Below are 16,328 nucleotides of genomic sequence, written 5' to 3' on the forward strand. Positions count from 1 at the left end.
CCCGCAGAAAAAAACGCGCCTGAAGGCGCGTTTTTTATTTTAACGCTGACAAGCCGGGCACCAGTAAAACGGCCGGGACGACATGGTGGTTTTCTCAATTATCCCGCCGCAACGCTCGCACGGTTCGCCTGCGCGGTGAAACACCTTAAAGCGAAACAGCGCGCCGTGGTGTTTATTCTCATCCACCACGCCGCGTGTCTGATACGACAAACGGGGAATATCCAGCAGCGCATGCGCTAACACGTCGAGTTGCTCTTCGCTTAGCTGCAAAACGTTGCGCTGCGGTGCCAGGGCGCTTTGCCAGAGAATTTCGACACGCAGGTAATTTCCCAGCCCGGCAAGAAAGGCCTGATCGAGCAATAACCCCGAAAACTGGCGACGGCGAAAACGGGGTGAGAGCAGCCGTTCTTTTACCTGCGCCACGGTCAGCGACATATCCAGCACATCCGGCCCGACACGCTGTAAAAACGGATGTTGCGCCAGTTGCCCGGGCGTGAGCAGCGCGATATCCGACGCGCTGTACAGCAAAATCGCCTTTTGCTCCGTTTGCAGCCGCACGCGCAGCACACGGTTGGTTTGCGGGATCTCCCCCGCCTCAACCACGCGCCAGATGCCGTAAAGCTGGTTATGGCTGTAAAGCGTTAGCCCGCCGGAAAAATGGGTCAGGAGCGCTTTTCCCCGCGTTTCAATGTTCTCAACGCACTGCCCCACAAGATCAGCGGCGAACCCCTTCAACGACGGCAGGCCAAACCAGACATCCGTTAATGGTTTGTTTTTAACAGCGGCTTCAAGCGTATCTGCCGCCCGGCGGATCTCCGGTCCTTCCGGCATAAAAACTCCTTGCGTTAGTGGGCGGAAATCAACACGCCACGTTGGGCGAAGGCACTATGTAAGCGGCGGGCAAATAGCAACGCATGCTCACCATCGCCATGCAGGCAGACCGTTTGCGCCTGCACATTAACAAACTCACCGCTGACGCACCTCACCCGGCCTTCAAGCACCATCTCCAACGTTTGCGCCAGCGCCAGATTGTCATCATCAATTAGCGCGCCCGGCGCACTGCGCGGCACCAATCGACCATCGCGGAGGTAGCCTCGATCGGCAAATACCTCCTGGCGCGTGCGCAAACCATAACGCTCGCCAGCATGAATTAACTCGCTGCCCGCCAGCCCAACCAGAATCAATGCGGGATCTGCATCATAAACCGCTCCGGCAATGGCATCGGCCAGCGCCGCGTCATCCGCCGCCTGGTTGTAGAGCATACCGTGCGGTTTCACATGGTGCAGTTTGCCGCCTTCGGCACGCACCATCGCCGCCAGCGCACCAATTTGATACAGCATTTGGGCATAGACCCTATCCGGCGGCAGATGCATCGGCGTGCGGCCAAAGTTTTCCCGATCCGGGAATGAGGGATGCGCGCCCACCGCCACGCCGTTACGCAATGCTTCGCGCACACAGGTCAGCATGGTTTGCGCATCACCTGCGTGGAAACCGCAAGCGATATTGGCGGAAGATACAAGCTGGAGTAACGCCGCATCGTTGCCGCAGCCTTCGCCGAGATCGGCGTTTAAATCAATCTTCATTGTGCAGACGCCATGCCAGTTGATCGAGATAGATACGCTGCTCGCGCCGCGCCTTCAGCGCCTCATCCAGCGAGCACTGAACAAAGTGTATCGGCTGCCCGAGCGGGATCTGCGCCAGGTGGTACATATCCGCCTCGATAATGCAGGCAATTCGCGGGTAACCGCCGGTGGTCTGGGCATCATTCATCAGCACTATCGGTTGCCCGTTAGAGGGAACCTGGACGACGCCCGGCAACAAGCCGTGGGAAAGCAGTTCGCGTGACGTAGTGCGCACCAGCGGCTGCCCCTGTAAACGGTAACCCATGCGGTTACTCTGCGGGCTTATCTGCCACGGCAAACGCCAGAACGCCTCCTGCGAGGCGCTGTCAAATTCGTGATATTCCGGCCCCGGCAACGCGCGAATACGGTTGCCCCACAGCAACTGTTTTACTCCTTGCTGTGTGTGAAAATGACGGACAGGTTCACCCAGCGGCAAAACATCGCCATCGCGCAGTAGCCGCCCTTCCAGCCCGCCGATAGCGGTTTTCAGATCGGTGCTGACCGAGCCCATTACCGCCGGCACGGCAAAGCTCCCGGCAACCGCAAGATAGCTGCGCACACCGTGCAACGGCCTTTTCAACACCAGTCGCTGCCCGGCCTTTGCGGCAAACCGCCAGCCGGTCCACACCGCTTTACCGTCAAGCTTCGCCTCACAGCCTGCGCCAGTAAGCGCAAACCAGGCATCGCGACCAAATACCACTTCGCACTGACCAAAAGTAATTTCCAGCGCCGCCGCCGCCGGCGCGTTCCCCACCAGCGCATTAGCAATTTGCAACGCGGGTTCGTCCAGCGCGCCGCAGTAGCTGACGCCGGACTGGCGCAAGCCAATACGTTTACCGCCCTGCAAGGTGGTATACATTCCCGCACGGATAATTTTCAGCATACGCCCTCCTTGCGCGGCACAAACCGCAGCGTGTCGCCCGGACGTAATAGCACCGGCTCCGGCAAGCGCGGGTTGAACAACGCCAGATCGGTGCGGCCAATCAGGTTCCAGCCGCCAGGCGTTTCCAGTGGGTAAATGCCGGTTTGCGCGCCGCCAATGGCGACAGAACCGGCGGGAACACTCACACGCGGTTCGGCGCGGCGCGGAGTGGCAAGCGCCTCCGGCATCCCGCCCAGATAAGGGAAACCGGGCTGGAAGCCAAGAAACCACACCACGTAATCGATAGAAGCATGCAGCTCAACGACCTGCTTTTCCGTCATCCGGCAGTGTTCCGCCACCAGCCCCAGATCCGGCCCGGCCGCTTTGCCGTACAGCACCGGGATCTCAATGGATCGTGACTCGGGCTCCAGCGCCTCGCTCTCTTCCCACCAGCGCTGTAAGCGCTCAATCGCATCAAGCGCCAGCGAATGGGGATCGCGCAGCACCACCGTAATGTTATTCATCCCCGGAATGGCTTCCACCACGTCCGGCACGTCCGCCAGCCGCTGCGTCAGCCGCCAGATACGCTTTTGCGTCGCCAGTTGTACCGGTGGCTCAAGCTCCAGCACCACCGCGCTTTCACCTAACAAATAACACCGTGCTCGCTGCACTTGCCCTCTCCTTACGCCGGGTTCGGAATATCGATAAACGTGACGTCAAGATCGGTATTTTCATTCAGCCAGTCGCTGAGCGCGCGAATACCGCCGCGCTCGGTAGCGTGGTGGCCCGCAGAGTAGAAATGCAGCCCCTGTTCACGGGCGGAATGAATGGTCTGCTCGGAGACTTCGCCGGTGATAAACGCATCAACGCCGAAGCGGGCCGCTTTATCAATAAAGCCCTGCCCGCCGCCGGTACACCAGGCGACACGGGTGATTTTTTCCGGCCCGGTATCGCCACACCACAGCGGCTTGCGACCAAGACGCGCCTCAATCCACGACGCCAGTTCCCCTCCCGGAACCGGCATGGAGAGTTCGCCCCACGGCAGCAATTCTTCAATTTCACCCATTACGTTAATGCCGAGTAACGCCGCCAGTTGAGCGTTATTGCCAAGCTGTGGGTGCGCGTCGAGCGGCAGGTGCCAACCGTACAAGTTGATGTCGTTCGCCAGTAACGTTTTCAGGCGGTTACGCTTCATCCCGCGAATGATCGACGCTTCGTTTTTCCAGAAATAACCGTGATGGACAATCACCGCATCCGCCTGCTGGCGTACCGCTTCGTCCAGCAATGCCTGGCTTGCGGTCACGCCGGTGATAATTTTCTGTACCGTTTCCCGCCCTTCAACCTGTAGCCCGTTCGGGCCGTAATCACTGAACGCCGCACTGTTAAGTTTTTCGTTAATCAGTGTTTCCAGCTCGGTATTTTTCATCATCACTCCTTTACGCTTTACGGGCAGCTTCATAGGCCGCCAGCGTGGCGGTACGCGCCTGTTTATGGTCAACAATCGGGCGGGGATAATCGAGTTTTACCCCGTGTTTATCCGCCCAGTCCCAGGGTTGATGCACCGATTTTTCCGGCACCTTTTTCAGTTCAGGTAACCAGTGGCGAATAAACGCGCCGTCAGCATCAAAGCGTTCGCCCTGCGTGGTCGGGTTAAAAATACGAAAATAGGGAGCCGCATCGGTGCCCGTCGAGGCCGCCCACTGCCAGCCGCCATTGTTCGCCGCGAAATCGCCATCGATCAACTGCGACATAAAATAACGCTCCCCATGACGCCAGTCGATAAGTAAGTCCTTGACCAGGAAGCTCGCGGTTATCATCCGTAAGCGGTTGTGCATCCAGCCGGTGGCGTTCAACTGGCGCATCGCCGCATCAACAATCGGGTAGCCGGTTTTGCCGCATTGCCAGGCTTGCAGATGCCCGGCGTTTTCCTGCCACTGCACCTTATCAGTCCAGGCGATAAAAGGGCGATGCTTACAGAGTGCCGGATGATAAGTCATCAGATGGCGATAAAATTCGCGCCAAATCAGCTCATTGAGCCACACTGCGCCCGACCCGCCGTCGAGCGCCTGCGGTTGTTCAGCCAGCAGACGATGCAGGCACTGGCGCGGTGATAACGCGCCAATCGCCAGACACGCCGACAAGCGGCTGGTGCCTTCGATCGCCGGGAAATCACGCTGCTGCTCATACGCTGCCGCCTGCTGCAGGCAAAACTGACGAAGCCGCGCGATAGCGCTTTTCTCATCGGCCGGGAACAGGTTTTCGTCAAAATCCTGCTGCGGGTAATCAAGCGTAATCGGTTTTGGCGCGACGTCGACACCTTCACGCGGATGCGGCGCAGCAACACACTGTGGCAAATCCTCTTTTAACCGGCGCAGAAAGGCGTTTTTAAAAGGCGTAAAGACTTTGTACATCTCATGATTGCCGGTCATCACGCTACCGGGAGCCAGCATCACGCTGTCGTCAAAACCCTGGCAGGCGACATTCGGTAGCGCTTTTTCGACTGCAGCGTCGCGCTGTCGCTCGTTGAATTCGTATTGATAGTTGTAAAAGAGATGGCTGACTTGCTCGCTATCACAGACCTCCACTACCGTTTGTACGCTGTCGGTAAAATCCGCCGCTTCCCGGTAAATCAATGGAATGCCCTTTTCCGCCAGCGCCTGCTGCAAGGCGTTGAGATGCGCATTGAGATAGGCTGCCTGGCGAGGCGCCAGATGATGTTGCTGCCACTGCGCAGGCGTGGCAATAAACAGGGCTTTTACCTGCGCGTTATCGCTGCGACAGGCAGCAGCAAGTGCAAGGTTGTCATGCACGCGCAAATCCGCGCGAAACCAGACCAGATGGGTGGTCATACCGCTCCTAATATCCGTAACGTAAGCGCCGCGCCTCTGGCCGGGGGCAAAATGCGTTTCCCGGCCAGGGACGCGTCGGGAAATTCAACCATATAGTGTTTGAGTAAAGTCTTCGGCGCAAGCCGCGGTTGGAGTTCGCTGGCGGGCATAAAGCGTTTGATAAAAGCCAGGCATCAGCGCACGAGTGGGATTGCGCAAGGCGGGTCGAAACAAATGTCTGTCGGGGAGAAAGCGATTTAGCTGCGAGGGTAAGCTCTGTATGGACGCCGTAAAAACAGACAGGTTTTCCGGACAAACAGGCACGAATGTCAGCAGGGATTTTCTCGCGCATCACGGCTCCTTTTTCTACCCACAGTAAGTGTAGTCAAAGGTCGCAGGTAAAAAAAAGCCACCGCAAAGGCGGTGGCGATAAGGTTTGCTGTGTGTCGTCGATTAATAAAAATCGCAGGCTACTTTCTCTGCCTGCTCCATCCACACCGGTTTATCGCTGGTTTTTGCCCAGACGCGATGCAGATAGCTATAAAAACGTGCGCGGTCTTTCCAGAACAACATTACCGGTAACGCCAGCACGCCCGCCAGAACGGCGAAAGCACGTCGCATCAACACAATATGAGCCGGAAACGCTTTGTATGTGTCCATAATTCTCTCCCCTTTGTCAGGCCGGTAAGCAGCACCGGAAAATAATTAGCCACCACTGAAAGCCACTAACGTAAAAACCAGGGCGGCACTGAAATCTGGTTAAAATAGTACCGTTTTGTTTGTAATTTTACTACTCATCCGACCACTATTTTTTGTCAATTTTGGCTTTATTTACATTGAGCCGGTAAATAAGTTACAAAATGGTTAAATTAATACTAACCATCAGTTAAATTGTGGATTATTTGATAAACAGAGTTGCCCGGGGAAAGGGGCAATACGTATCCACATCACTCCGCGCGATTTTTATATTTTTTTTACACCTCGCCCGCCGATTTTTGCGAAATCTTTGCGCCAAAAATTCTACTTTTTCTGCACATCGTTAAATCACCCCGGAGGTGGATTGTGAGTGCAGGCGTAGTCATCGGCATCGTGCTGATTTTCCTGTTATTGGGCTATCTGGTTTATGCCCTGATCAACGCGGAGGCTTTCTGATGGCCGCTCAGGCGTTTCTTCTGATTGCCAGCTTTCTGCTGGTATTGTTTATCCTCGCGCGCCCGCTCGGTTCGCTGCTGGCGAAAATGATCGCCGGGCAGCCGCTTCCCGGCGTGCGCGGTATGGAAAACCTCCTCTGGCGCGGGCTCGGTATCGATACCCGTGAAATGAACTGGCGCCACTATTTGCTGGCGATTTTGTGGCTGAATATCTTCGGCCTGATGCTGCTGTTTGCGATGCTGATGCTGCAAGGCATTTTGCCGCTCAACCCACAAAACCTGCCGGGGCTCTCCTGGCATCTGGCACTGAACACCGCCGTCAGCTTTATCTCTAACACCAACTGGCAGGCGTACTCCGGGGAGAGCACCCTGAGCTATTTCAGCCAGATGGCTGGGCTGACGGTACAAAACTTCTTATCCGCCGCGACGGGTATTGCTGTGGTCTTTGCGCTGATCCGCGCTTTTTCACGCCGCAGTATGGAGACGCTCGGGAATGCCTGGGTCGATATCACGCGCATTACCCTGTGGCTGTTGCTGCCCATTGCACTGCTGATTGCGCTGTTTTTTATTCAGCAAGGGGCGCTGCAAAACTTTTCGCCGTACCAGGCTTATACCTCGCTGGAAGGTGTGCAACATCTGATGCCGATGGGGCCGGTAGCATCGCAAGAAGCGATAAAAATGCTCGGCACAAATGGCGGTGGCTTCTTTAATGCCAACTCGTCGCATCCGTTTGAAAACCCCACTGCTTTAACCAATTTTGTGCAGATGCTGGCGATCTTCCTGATCCCGGCGGCGCTGTGCTTCGCATTTGGTGATGCGGTTGGCGATCGCCGCCAGGGACACATGTTGCTGTGGGCAATGTCGATTATCTTCGTCATCTGCGCCGGAATTGTGATGTGGGCGGAATTACAGGGTAACCCACACTTCCTGACGCTCGGCGGCGATAGCGCCATCAATATGGAAGGGAAAGAGAGCCGTTTCGGCATTCTGGCCAGCAGCTTGTACGCCGTGGTCACCACCGCAGCCTCTTGCGGCGCGGTCAACGCGATGCACGACTCGTTTACCGCGCTTGGCGGCATGATCCCGATGTGGCTAATGCAGATTGGCGAAGTGGTGTTTGGCGGCGTGGGTTCAGGTCTGTACGGCATGCTGCTGTTTGTGCTGCTGGCGGTGTTTATCGCCGGGCTGATGATTGGCCGCACGCCTGAATTCCTCGGCAAGAAAATTGACGTGCGTGAAATGAAAATGACCGCGCTGGCGATCCTTGTCACCCCGGCTCTGGTACTTATTGGCACCGCGCTGGCAATGATGACCGACGCAGGTCGTAGCGGCATGTTCAACCCCGGCATTCACGGCTTTAGCGAAGTGCTGTACGCCGTCTCTTCCGCCGCCAATAACAACGGTAGCGCCTTTGCGGGCTTAAGCGCCAATACACCGTTTTGGAACTGTTTGCTGGCGTTTTGCATGTTCTTTGGTCGCTTCGGTGTGATTGTGCCGGTGATGGCGATTGCCGGTTCGCTGGTGGCGAAGAAAATTCAACCGACCAGCTCCGGCACGCTGCCAACGCATGGCGCGCTATTTATCGGCCTGCTGATTGGCACCGTGTTACTGGTCGGCGCTTTAACCTTTATTCCTGCCCTGGCGCTCGGCCCGGTGGCGGAATACCTGCAATTTTAAGAGTGGCGGAGACGCGTTATATGAGTCGTAAACAACTGGCGCTTTTCGAACCGAATCTTGTTCGCCAGGCGCTGATGGATTCCGTGACCAAGTTAAGCCCGCATGTACAGTGGCGTAACCCGGTAATGTTTATTGTCTGGATTGGCAGCGTGTTAACCACCCTGCTGGCGCTGGCAATGGCGACCGGTCATCTCGACGGCAGTGCGTGGTTCACTGGCGCTATCAGCGTGTGGCTGTGGGTGACGGTTCTGTTTGCCAACTTCGCCGAAGCGCTGGCCGAAGGCCGCAGTAAAGCGCAGGCCAATAGCCTGAAAGGGGTGAAAAAGACCGCGTTTGCCCGCAAACTTCGTGCCCCGCAGCATGACGCGCAAATCGACCACATTCCGGCGGAAGATCTGCGCAAAGGCGACATCGTACTGGTGGAAGCAGGCGACATTATCCCCTGCGATGGCGAAGTGATCGAAGGCGGCGCGTCGGTGGATGAGAGCGCGATCACCGGGGAGTCCGCACCGGTGATTCGTGAGTCCGGCGGCGATTTCGCCTCGGTAACCGGCGGTACACGCATTCTCTCTGACTGGCTGGTGATCCAGTGCAACGTTAACCCTGGCGAAACTTTCCTTGATCGTATGATCGCGATGGTCGAAGGCGCGCAGCGGCGTAAAACGCCGAACGAAATCGCGCTGACCATTTTGCTGGTGGCGCTGACGATTGTGTTCCTGCTGGCAACGGCAACGCTGTGGCCCTTCTCCGTGTATGGCGGTACGCCGGTGAGTGTCACCGTACTGGTTGCCCTGCTGGTGTGTCTCATTCCAACTACTATCGGCGGGCTGCTTTCCGCGATTGGTGTCGCGGGGATGAGCCGGATGCTGGGCGCAAACGTCATTGCCACCAGCGGTCGCGCGGTGGAAGCGGCGGGCGATGTCGATGTGTTATTGCTGGATAAGACCGGCACCATCACGCTGGGTAACCGCCAGGCGTCGGACTTCCTGCCCGCCCAGGGCGTGGATGAAAAAACGCTGGCCAATGCCGCACAGCTCTCCTCGCTGGCCGATGAAACGCCGGAAGGCCGCAGCATTGTTATTCTGGCGAAACAGCGCTTTAACCTGCGCGAACGCGACATGCAGAGCCTGCAAGCGACCTTTGTGCCGTTCACCGCGCAAACCCGGATGAGCGGGATTAACGTGCAGGATCGGATGATCCGCAAAGGTTCCGTCGATGCCATTCGCCGCCATATCGAAGCGAATGGCGGTCAGTTCCCGGCTGATGTCGAAGCGCTGGTCGAACGCGTGGCGCGCCAGGGGGCAACACCACTGGTGGTGGCCGAAGGGGCAAAAGTGCTGGGCGTGATCGCGCTGAAAGATATCGTCAAAGGTGGCATCAAAGAGCGTTTTGCCCAGTTACGCAAAATGGGTATTAAAACGGTGATGATCACCGGTGATAACCGCCTGACCGCCGCCGCGATTGCCGCCGAAGCGGGTGTCGACGATTTTCTGGCCGAAGCGACCCCGGAAGCCAAACTGGCGCTGATCCGCCAGTATCAGGCAGAAGGCCGGCTGGTGGCGATGACCGGCGATGGCACCAATGACGCCCCCGCGCTGGCGCAGGCGGATGTGGCGGTCGCGATGAACTCTGGTACGCAGGCGGCGAAAGAAGCGGGCAACATGGTGGATTTGGATTCCAACCCCACCAAGCTGATTGAAGTAGTGCATATCGGCAAACAGATGCTGATGACGCGTGGCTCGCTGACCACCTTCAGTATCGCTAACGATGTGGCGAAGTACTTCGCCATTATCCCGGCGGCGTTTGCGGCAACCTATCCGCAACTGAATATGCTCAACGTGATGCACCTGCACTCCCCGGCGTCGGCCATTTTGAGCGCCGTTATTTTTAACGCGCTGGTGATTGTGTTTCTGATCCCACTGGCATTGAAAGGGGTGAGCTACAAACCGCTGACCGCTTCTGCCATGCTGCGTCGCAACTTGTGGATCTACGGGCTGGGCGGTTTGATCGTGCCGTTTATTGGCATCAAAGCGATCGACCTTATTCTCACGTTATTCGGCCTGGTGTAAGAGGAAGATAAAAATGGCTTTATTACGTCCAGCATTTCTGCTTTTGATACTCTTTACCCTAATTACTGGCGGGCTGTATCCGCTACTGACCACCGCGCTAGGGCAATGGTGGTTTCACTATCAGGCCAATGGCTCACTTATTCGTGAAGGCGACAACGTGCGTGGCTCTCGCCTGTTAGGCCAGGATTTTACCCAGCCGGGATATTTTCATGGTCGCCCTTCCGCCACGGCGGACGCGCCTTATAATCCTATGGCGTCCGGCGGCAGTAACCTGGCGGGTAGCAACCCGGAGCTGGATAAAGAAGTGGCGCAGCGCGTCGCGCAACTGCGGGCCGATAACCCGCAAGCGGATACGCATGTTCCGGTAGAACTCATTACCACCTCGGCCAGCGGCCTTGACGGGCAGTTATCTCCGCAGACCGCTGAATGGCAGATCCCACGGGTGGCGCAGGCGCGTAACCTGCCGGTGCAGGTGGTGGCGAAGCTGGTGGCGGAGCATACCTCAACGCCGCTGGTGAATTTTATCGGCCAGCCGGTGGTGAATGTGGTGGACCTTAATCTGGCGCTGGATGCGCTCAAGGACAAATAAAGCATGACTGATGAGCCTTTGCGCCCCAATCCCGACCGCCTGCTGGAGCATGCCGCCACCGCGCACCGGGGCAAGCTGAAAGTCTTTTTTGGTGCCTGCGCCGGGGTGGGGAAAACCTTTGCGATGCTGCAGGAAGCACAGCGGCTGCGAGCGCAAGGGCTGGATATTCTGATTGGCGTAGTGGAAACCCACGGTCGAAAAGAGACTGCCGCATTGCTGGAGGGGCTGGCAACGCAGCCCGCCCGGCGTATTCATCATCGCGGACGCTTAATTCAGGAGTTTGATCTGGACGCCGCCCTTGCGCGGCGTCCGGCGCTTATTTTGATGGACGAACTGGCGCACAGTAACGCGCCCGGCTCGCGCCACCCGAAACGCTGGCAGGATGTCGAAGAGCTGCTGGAGGCGGGAATTGATGTTTTTACCACCGTCAACGTTCAGCACCTTGAAAGCCTGAACGATGTGGTCAGCGGCGTGACCGGCATTCAGGTGCGCGAAACGGTGCCGGACCCTTTCTTTGACAGCGCCGATGAAGTGGTGCTGGTGGATTTACCGCCGGATGACCTGCGCCAGCGTCTGCACGAAGGCAAAGTCTATATTGGCGGTCAGGCGGAACGCGCGATTGAACACTTCTTTCGAAAAGGCAACCTGATTGCCCTGCGCGAACTGGCGCTGCGCCGCACAGCCGATCGCGTGGATGACCAAATGCGCGCCTGGCGCGACCGCCAGGGCGAAGAAAAAGTCTGGCACACGCGCGATGCGATTTTGCTTTGTGTCGGACACGGTGCCGGCAATGAGAAGCTGATCCGCACTGCCGCACGCCTGGCAGCAAAGCTCGGCAGCGCCTGGCATGCGGTGTATGTCGAAACCCCAACGTTGCATAAGCTACCGGAACCGCAGCGGCGGGCGATTTTAAGTTCGCTGCGTCTGGCGCAGGAGCTGGGCGCAGAAACCGCCACCCTTTCCGATCCGGCGGAAGACCGCGCCATTTTGCGTTACGCGCGCGAACATAATCTCGGCAAAATTCTGATTGGCAGACGCAACAAACACCAGTGGTGGAGCCGGGAATCCTTTGCCGACAAGCTTGCCAGGCGCGCGCCGGATCTCGATCTGGTGATTATCGCGCTGGAAGATGCGCCAACTCCCCTGCCCGCCCGCGCCGGGGATGGGCGACCGTTTATGGATCGCTTTCGCGTGCAGCTTAAAGGCTGCGTTGTCGCGCTTGCGCTTTGCGCCGCCATTACGTTAATTGCTATGCAGTGGCTGACGGCGTTTGATGCCGCCAACCTGGTGATGATCTATCTGCTTGGCGTGGTGCTGGTGGCGCTATTTTTTGGCCGCTGGCCCTCCGCTTTCGCCACGGTGATTAACGTTGTCAGTTTTGATCTCTTTTTTATCGCCCCGCGCGGTACGCTGGCGGTTTCCGATGTGCAATACCTGCTGACGTTTGGCGTAATGCTGACGGTAGGCCTGGTGATTGGTAACCTGACGGCGGGTGTTCGTTACCAGGCGCGGGTGGCGCGCTACCGGGAGCAGCGCACCCGCCATCTGTATGAGATGTCAAAAGCGCTGGCGGTTGGGCGTAGCAATCAGGATATCGCGGCGACCAGCGAAACCTTTATCCACTCTACTTTTAATGCGCGCAGCAAACTGCTGCTGCCGGATAGCCACGGTCAGTTGGCGGCTGTGACGCAGACGCACGGTATGACGCCGTGGGATGACGCCATCGCCCGCTGGAGTTTTGATAAAGGCCAGCCGGCAGGCGCGGGCACCGATACGCTGCCCGGCGTGCCGTATCAAATTTTGCCGCTAAAAAGCGATCAAAAAACCCATGGCTTGTTGATTGTTGAACCGGCGAATCTGCGTCAGTTAATGATCCCGGAGCAGCAACGCCTGCTGGAAACTTTCACCCTGCTGGTCGCCAGCGCGCTGGAGCGCCAGGCATTAGCCACCAGCGAAGAGCAAGCACGGCTTGCCAGCGAGCGCGAAAGCATCCGCAACTCGCTGCTGGCGGCGCTATCCCACGATCTGCGCACGCCGCTAACGGTGCTGTTTGGTCAGGCGGAGATCCTGACGCTGGATCTGGCCAGCGAAGGTTCAGCACATGCGCCGCAAGCCAACGAAATCCGCCAGCATGTGCTGAATACCACGCGGCTGGTAAACAATTTGCTGGATATGGCGCGCATTCAGTCTGGCGGCTTTAACCTGAAAAAAGAGTGGCTGACCCTCGAAGAGGTGATTGGCAGCGCGTTGCGAACGCTGGAGCCAGGGCTTGGCGGCCAGCATATTGCGCTCGACCTGCCCGACCCACTGATGCTGGTGCATGTGGACGGCCCGTTGTTTGAGCGCGTGCTGATTAATCTGCTGGAAAATGCGGTGAAATATGCCGGACATCGCGCCGAAATCGGCATTACCGCGCACAGCACACCGGACCAGTTAACGCTGGATGTATGGGATAACGGGCCGGGGATCCCCGCGGGCCAGGAAGCAGCGATTTTCGATAAATTCGCCCGCGGTACTAAAGAGTCAGCCATTCCCGGCGTTGGGCTGGGGCTGGCGATTTGCCAGGCGATTGTCGAGGTGCATGGCGGCACCATCGCCGCCCGCAACCGCCCACAAGGCGGCGCGCTATTTTGTGTTACACTTCCACGGGAAACACCGCCGCAACTGGATGAATTACCTGAGGATCTGTGATCAACGTTCTGATTGTTGAAGATGAACAAGCTATCCGCCGTTTTCTGCGTACCGCGCTGGAAGCCGAAGGGCTGCGCGTCCATGAAGCAGAGACACTTCAGCGCGGACTAATTGAAGCCGCCACCCGTAAACCGGATTTGGTGATCCTCGATTTGGGGCTGCCAGACGGCGACGGGCTCGACTTTATCCGTGACCTGCGCCAGTGGAGCAAGATGCCAGTGATTGTGCTCTCTGCGCGTACAGAAGAGAGCGACAAAATCGCCGCGCTGGATGCAGGTGCCGATGATTATCTCAGCAAGCCGTTTGGCATTGGCGAATTGCAGGCGCGCCTGCGCGTCGCGCTGCGCCGCCATGCCGCCGCCACACCCGATGAGCCGGTGGTCACCTTTTCGGATATCCACGTCGATCTGGCTAACCGCCGCATTCAACGCGGTGAGGAAGAACTGCATCTCACGCCGATTGAGTTTCGCCTGCTGGCGGTGCTGCTCAATAACCACGGGAAAGTCCTGACGCAGCGCCAGCTGCTTAGCCAGGTATGGGGACCAAACGCCGTGGAACACAGCCATTATCTGCGTATTTATATGGGGCATCTGCGGCAAAAGCTGGAGGTCGATCCGGCGCGTCCTCGCCATTTACTGACGGAAACAGGTATCGGCTACCGGTTTATGCTCTGACGGCGTATCCTTCTGATTTTTGGGAGGGGAATCATGAGTGCCTGGTTAATTTATGCCTTGTTGTCGGCGCTGACCGCTGCGCTGGTGGCCATTTTCGGCAAAATCGGTTTACAACATCTTGATGCTAATACCGCTACCGCCATCCGCGCGGTGGTGATGGCAATTTTTCTGGTTGGCGTGGTGGTGGTTCAGGGCAAGCTGTCGCTGATTTCGACGGTTTTCGCCGATAAAAAAGCGCTGCTGTTTGTGGTGCTGAGCGGTGTGGCCGGGGCGCTGTCGTGGCTGTTCTACTTTATGGCGATCAAAACCGGTAACGTGTCCCGCGTGGCGCCGATTGATAAGCTAAGCGTAGTGTTTGCGGTGATTCTGGCAGTGGTGCTGTTTGGCGAAAAGGTTTCTTTGATTTCTGGCGCGGGTGTCGCGCTGATCACCGCCGGGGCGCTGATGGTGGCGCTGGGGTAATCGCTAACAGGCAGTAAAAAGGCTCCCTAGGGAGCCTTTTCTTTTCAGCGCTTAGGCGTTTTTCAGCACTTCGCTGACAATCTCTACCGCTTCTTTTTCGATCTGCTTACGGTGTTCAGCACCAAGGAAGCTTTCACAGTAGATTTTGTAGGCGTCTTCGGTGCCTGACGGACGCGCGGCGAACCAGCCGTTGTCGGTCATCACTTTCAGCCCGCCAATGGATGCGCCGTTGCCCGGTGCCGCAGTAAGACGCGCGGTGATCGGATCACCAGCGAGCGTGCTGGCGCTAACCATTTCCGGGGAAAGTTTAGACAGTGCCGCTTTCTGTGCGGAAGAAGCAGAAGCCTGCAAGCGGTTGTAGCTCGGCGCGCCGAAACGCTCTGCCAGCTCATCGTAGTGCTGCTGCGGGTTTTTCCCGGTGACGGCGGTGATTTCCGCAGCCAGCAGGCACATGATGATGCCGTCTTTATCCGTTGACCACGGTGTGCCGTCGAAACGCAGGAACGAAGCCCCCGCGCTCTCTTCGCCGCCGAAGCCGAAGCTGCCATCGTGCAGACCATCAACAAACCATTTAAAGCCGACCGGCACTTCCACCAGTTTGCGGCCCAGGTCATTCACTACGCGGTCGATCATCGCCGAGGAAACCAGCGTTTTACCAACGGCTACCTCTTTGCCCCACTGCGGACGGTGCTGGAACAGGTAATTGATCGCCACCGCCAGGTAGTGGTTCGGGTTCATCAGGCCAGCCGGTGTAACAATGCCGTGACGATCGTAGTCCGGATCGTTGGCGAAGGCCAGATCGAACTTGTCACGCAGCGCCAGCAAGCCCGCCATGGCGCACTCGGAGGAGCAATCCATACGGATAACGCCATCTTTATCGAGATGCATAAAGCGGAACGTCTGATCGACCTGATCGTTAACGATGGTCAAATCCAGCTTGTAGTGCTCAGCAATGCGTTTCCAGTACTCAATACCGGAGCCACCCAGCGGGTCAACGCCCAGTTTCAGACCCGCTTTCTGGATAGCCGCCATATCGACGATATCCGCCAACCCTTCAATAAACGGCTGTACCAGATCTTTTTCCGTCACATGACCGGACGCCAGCGCGGCATCCAGCGTAATGCGTTTTACGCCTTTCAGGCCATCTGCCAGCAGTGCGTTAGCGCGATCTTCCACCACTTTGGTGACGTTGGTGTCCGCCGGGCCGCCGTTCGGCGGGTTGTATTTGATCCCACCATCTTCCGGTGGGTTATGTGATGGCGTAATAACGATACCGTCAGCCTGCGCGCCGCCGTTTTTGTTGTGAACCAGGATAGCGTTTGAGATGGCAGGCGTCGGCGTGAAGCCGTTATTTTCCTGCACGATAATGTCCACACCGTTGGCTGCCAGCACTTCCAGCACAGAGATAAACGCCGGTTCAGACAGCGCGTGGGTATCTTTACCCACATAGCACGGGCCGGTAATACCGTTTTTCGCACGCTCTTCGGCGATAGCCTGAGCGATGGCGAGGATATGTTGCTCGTTGAAGCTGTGGCGACCTGCGCTGCCACGGTGACCGGATGTTCCGAACTTCACCGCATGTTCTGAATTTCCAATTTCCGGTTTCAGCACGTAATACTGCGCAGTAAGCTGAGCGACGTTGATCAAATCGCCCTGTTGTGCAGGTTGCCCCGCACGCGGATGGTTAGCCATTGCCTGGTCCT

The 16,328-nt window shown here is 57.5% G+C and carries 15 protein-coding genes; 7 read left to right on the forward strand and 8 right to left on the reverse strand.

Annotated features, from left to right (window positions below; translation table 11 throughout):
• Window positions 1-39 precede the first annotated feature (39 nt).
• The 7 genes from nei to C813_RS39135 all read right to left on the reverse strand — a co-directional run bounded on the left by nei (window position 40) and on the right by C813_RS39135 (window position 5,972).
• The gene (gene nei, locus C813_RS39105; protein ID WP_017455935.1) at window positions 40-831 is read right to left on the reverse strand and encodes an endonuclease VIII; all 792 of its coding nucleotides are present in this window, start codon (window positions 829-831) and stop codon (window positions 40-42) included.
• A 14-nt stretch (window positions 832-845) separates the two neighbouring features.
• The gene (pxpA, locus tag C813_RS39110) at window positions 846-1,583 is read right to left on the reverse strand and encodes a 5-oxoprolinase subunit PxpA (RefSeq protein ID WP_017455934.1); all 738 of its coding nucleotides are present in this window, start codon (window positions 1,581-1,583) and stop codon (window positions 846-848) included.
• Window positions 1,573-2,505 carry a 5-oxoprolinase subunit PxpC gene (gene pxpC / locus C813_RS39115; protein ID WP_017455933.1) on the reverse strand — a complete coding sequence of 311 codons (933 nt, stop codon included), beginning with the start codon at window positions 2,503-2,505 and terminating at the stop codon, window positions 1,573-1,575. The genes pxpA and pxpC overlap by 11 nt, the downstream gene beginning before the upstream one ends.
• Complete coding sequence (gene pxpB, locus C813_RS39120) at window positions 2,499-3,155, reverse strand: 5-oxoprolinase subunit PxpB (protein WP_017455932.1); 657 nt, start codon at window positions 3,153-3,155, stop codon at window positions 2,499-2,501. The genes pxpC and pxpB overlap by 7 nt, the downstream gene beginning before the upstream one ends.
• A gap of 11 nt (window positions 3,156-3,166) precedes the next feature.
• Window positions 3,167-3,910: a type 2 GTP cyclohydrolase I gene (locus C813_RS39125; RefSeq protein WP_017455931.1), complete on the reverse strand. Its 744-nt coding sequence runs from the start codon at window positions 3,908-3,910 to the stop codon at window positions 3,167-3,169.
• A gap of 10 nt (window positions 3,911-3,920) precedes the next feature.
• On the reverse strand, window positions 3,921-5,333 hold the full coding sequence (gene phrB / locus C813_RS39130) for a deoxyribodipyrimidine photo-lyase (RefSeq protein ID WP_017455930.1): 1,413 nt from the start codon (window positions 5,331-5,333) through the stop codon (window positions 3,921-3,923).
• 432 nt (window positions 5,334-5,765) lie between these two features.
• Entirely contained in the window at window positions 5,766-5,972 is a 207-nt protein-coding gene (locus C813_RS39135) for a YbfA family protein (RefSeq protein ID WP_017455929.1), read from the reverse strand.
• Window positions 5,973-6,374: 402 nt separating this feature from the next.
• Between C813_RS39135 and kdpF the strand changes: the two genes are divergently transcribed.
• The 7 genes from kdpF to C813_RS39170 are packed head-to-tail and all read left to right on the forward strand — an operon-like array spanning window position 6,375 to window position 14,625.
• Window positions 6,375-6,464: a K(+)-transporting ATPase subunit F gene (gene kdpF / locus C813_RS39140; RefSeq protein ID WP_017455928.1), complete on the forward strand. Its 90-nt coding sequence runs from the start codon at window positions 6,375-6,377 to the stop codon at window positions 6,462-6,464.
• A complete protein-coding gene (gene kdpA / locus C813_RS39145; protein WP_017455927.1) occupies window positions 6,464-8,140 on the forward strand; it encodes a potassium-transporting ATPase subunit KdpA in 1,677 nt (558 codons plus the stop codon). Before kdpF ends, kdpA begins: the two co-directional genes overlap by 1 nt.
• Window positions 8,141-8,160: 20 nt before the next feature.
• Complete coding sequence (gene kdpB / locus C813_RS39150) at window positions 8,161-10,209, forward strand: potassium-transporting ATPase subunit KdpB (RefSeq protein ID WP_017455926.1); 2,049 nt, start codon at window positions 8,161-8,163, stop codon at window positions 10,207-10,209.
• A 13-nt stretch (window positions 10,210-10,222) separates the two neighbouring features.
• On the forward strand, window positions 10,223-10,798 hold the full coding sequence (kdpC, locus tag C813_RS39155; RefSeq protein ID WP_017455925.1) for a potassium-transporting ATPase subunit KdpC: 576 nt from the start codon (window positions 10,223-10,225) through the stop codon (window positions 10,796-10,798).
• A 3-nt stretch (window positions 10,799-10,801) separates the two neighbouring features.
• A complete protein-coding gene (kdpD, locus tag C813_RS39160; RefSeq protein ID WP_017455924.1) occupies window positions 10,802-13,489 on the forward strand; it encodes a two-component system sensor histidine kinase KdpD in 2,688 nt (895 codons plus the stop codon).
• Window positions 13,486-14,163, forward strand: coding sequence for a two-component system response regulator KdpE (kdpE, locus tag C813_RS39165; protein WP_017455923.1), 678 nt, complete (start codon window positions 13,486-13,488; stop codon window positions 14,161-14,163). The genes kdpD and kdpE overlap by 4 nt, the downstream gene beginning before the upstream one ends.
• 33 nt (window positions 14,164-14,196) lie before the next feature.
• Window positions 14,197-14,625 (forward strand): EamA family transporter, encoded by a 429-nt coding sequence (locus C813_RS39170; protein WP_017455922.1) that lies wholly within the window; start codon window positions 14,197-14,199, stop codon window positions 14,623-14,625.
• Window positions 14,626-14,676: 51 nt separating this feature from the next.
• On the opposite strand, the gene pgm is transcribed toward C813_RS39170, so the two are convergent.
• The gene (gene pgm / locus C813_RS39175) at window positions 14,677-16,317 is read right to left on the reverse strand and encodes a phosphoglucomutase (alpha-D-glucose-1,6-bisphosphate-dependent) (protein WP_017455921.1); all 1,641 of its coding nucleotides are present in this window, start codon (window positions 16,315-16,317) and stop codon (window positions 14,677-14,679) included.
• Between the last annotated feature and the right edge of the window lie 11 nt (window positions 16,318-16,328).

It is taken from the genome of Kosakonia sacchari SP1, assembly GCF_000300455.3.
Taxonomy (GTDB): domain Bacteria; phylum Pseudomonadota; class Gammaproteobacteria; order Enterobacterales; family Enterobacteriaceae; genus Kosakonia; species Kosakonia sacchari.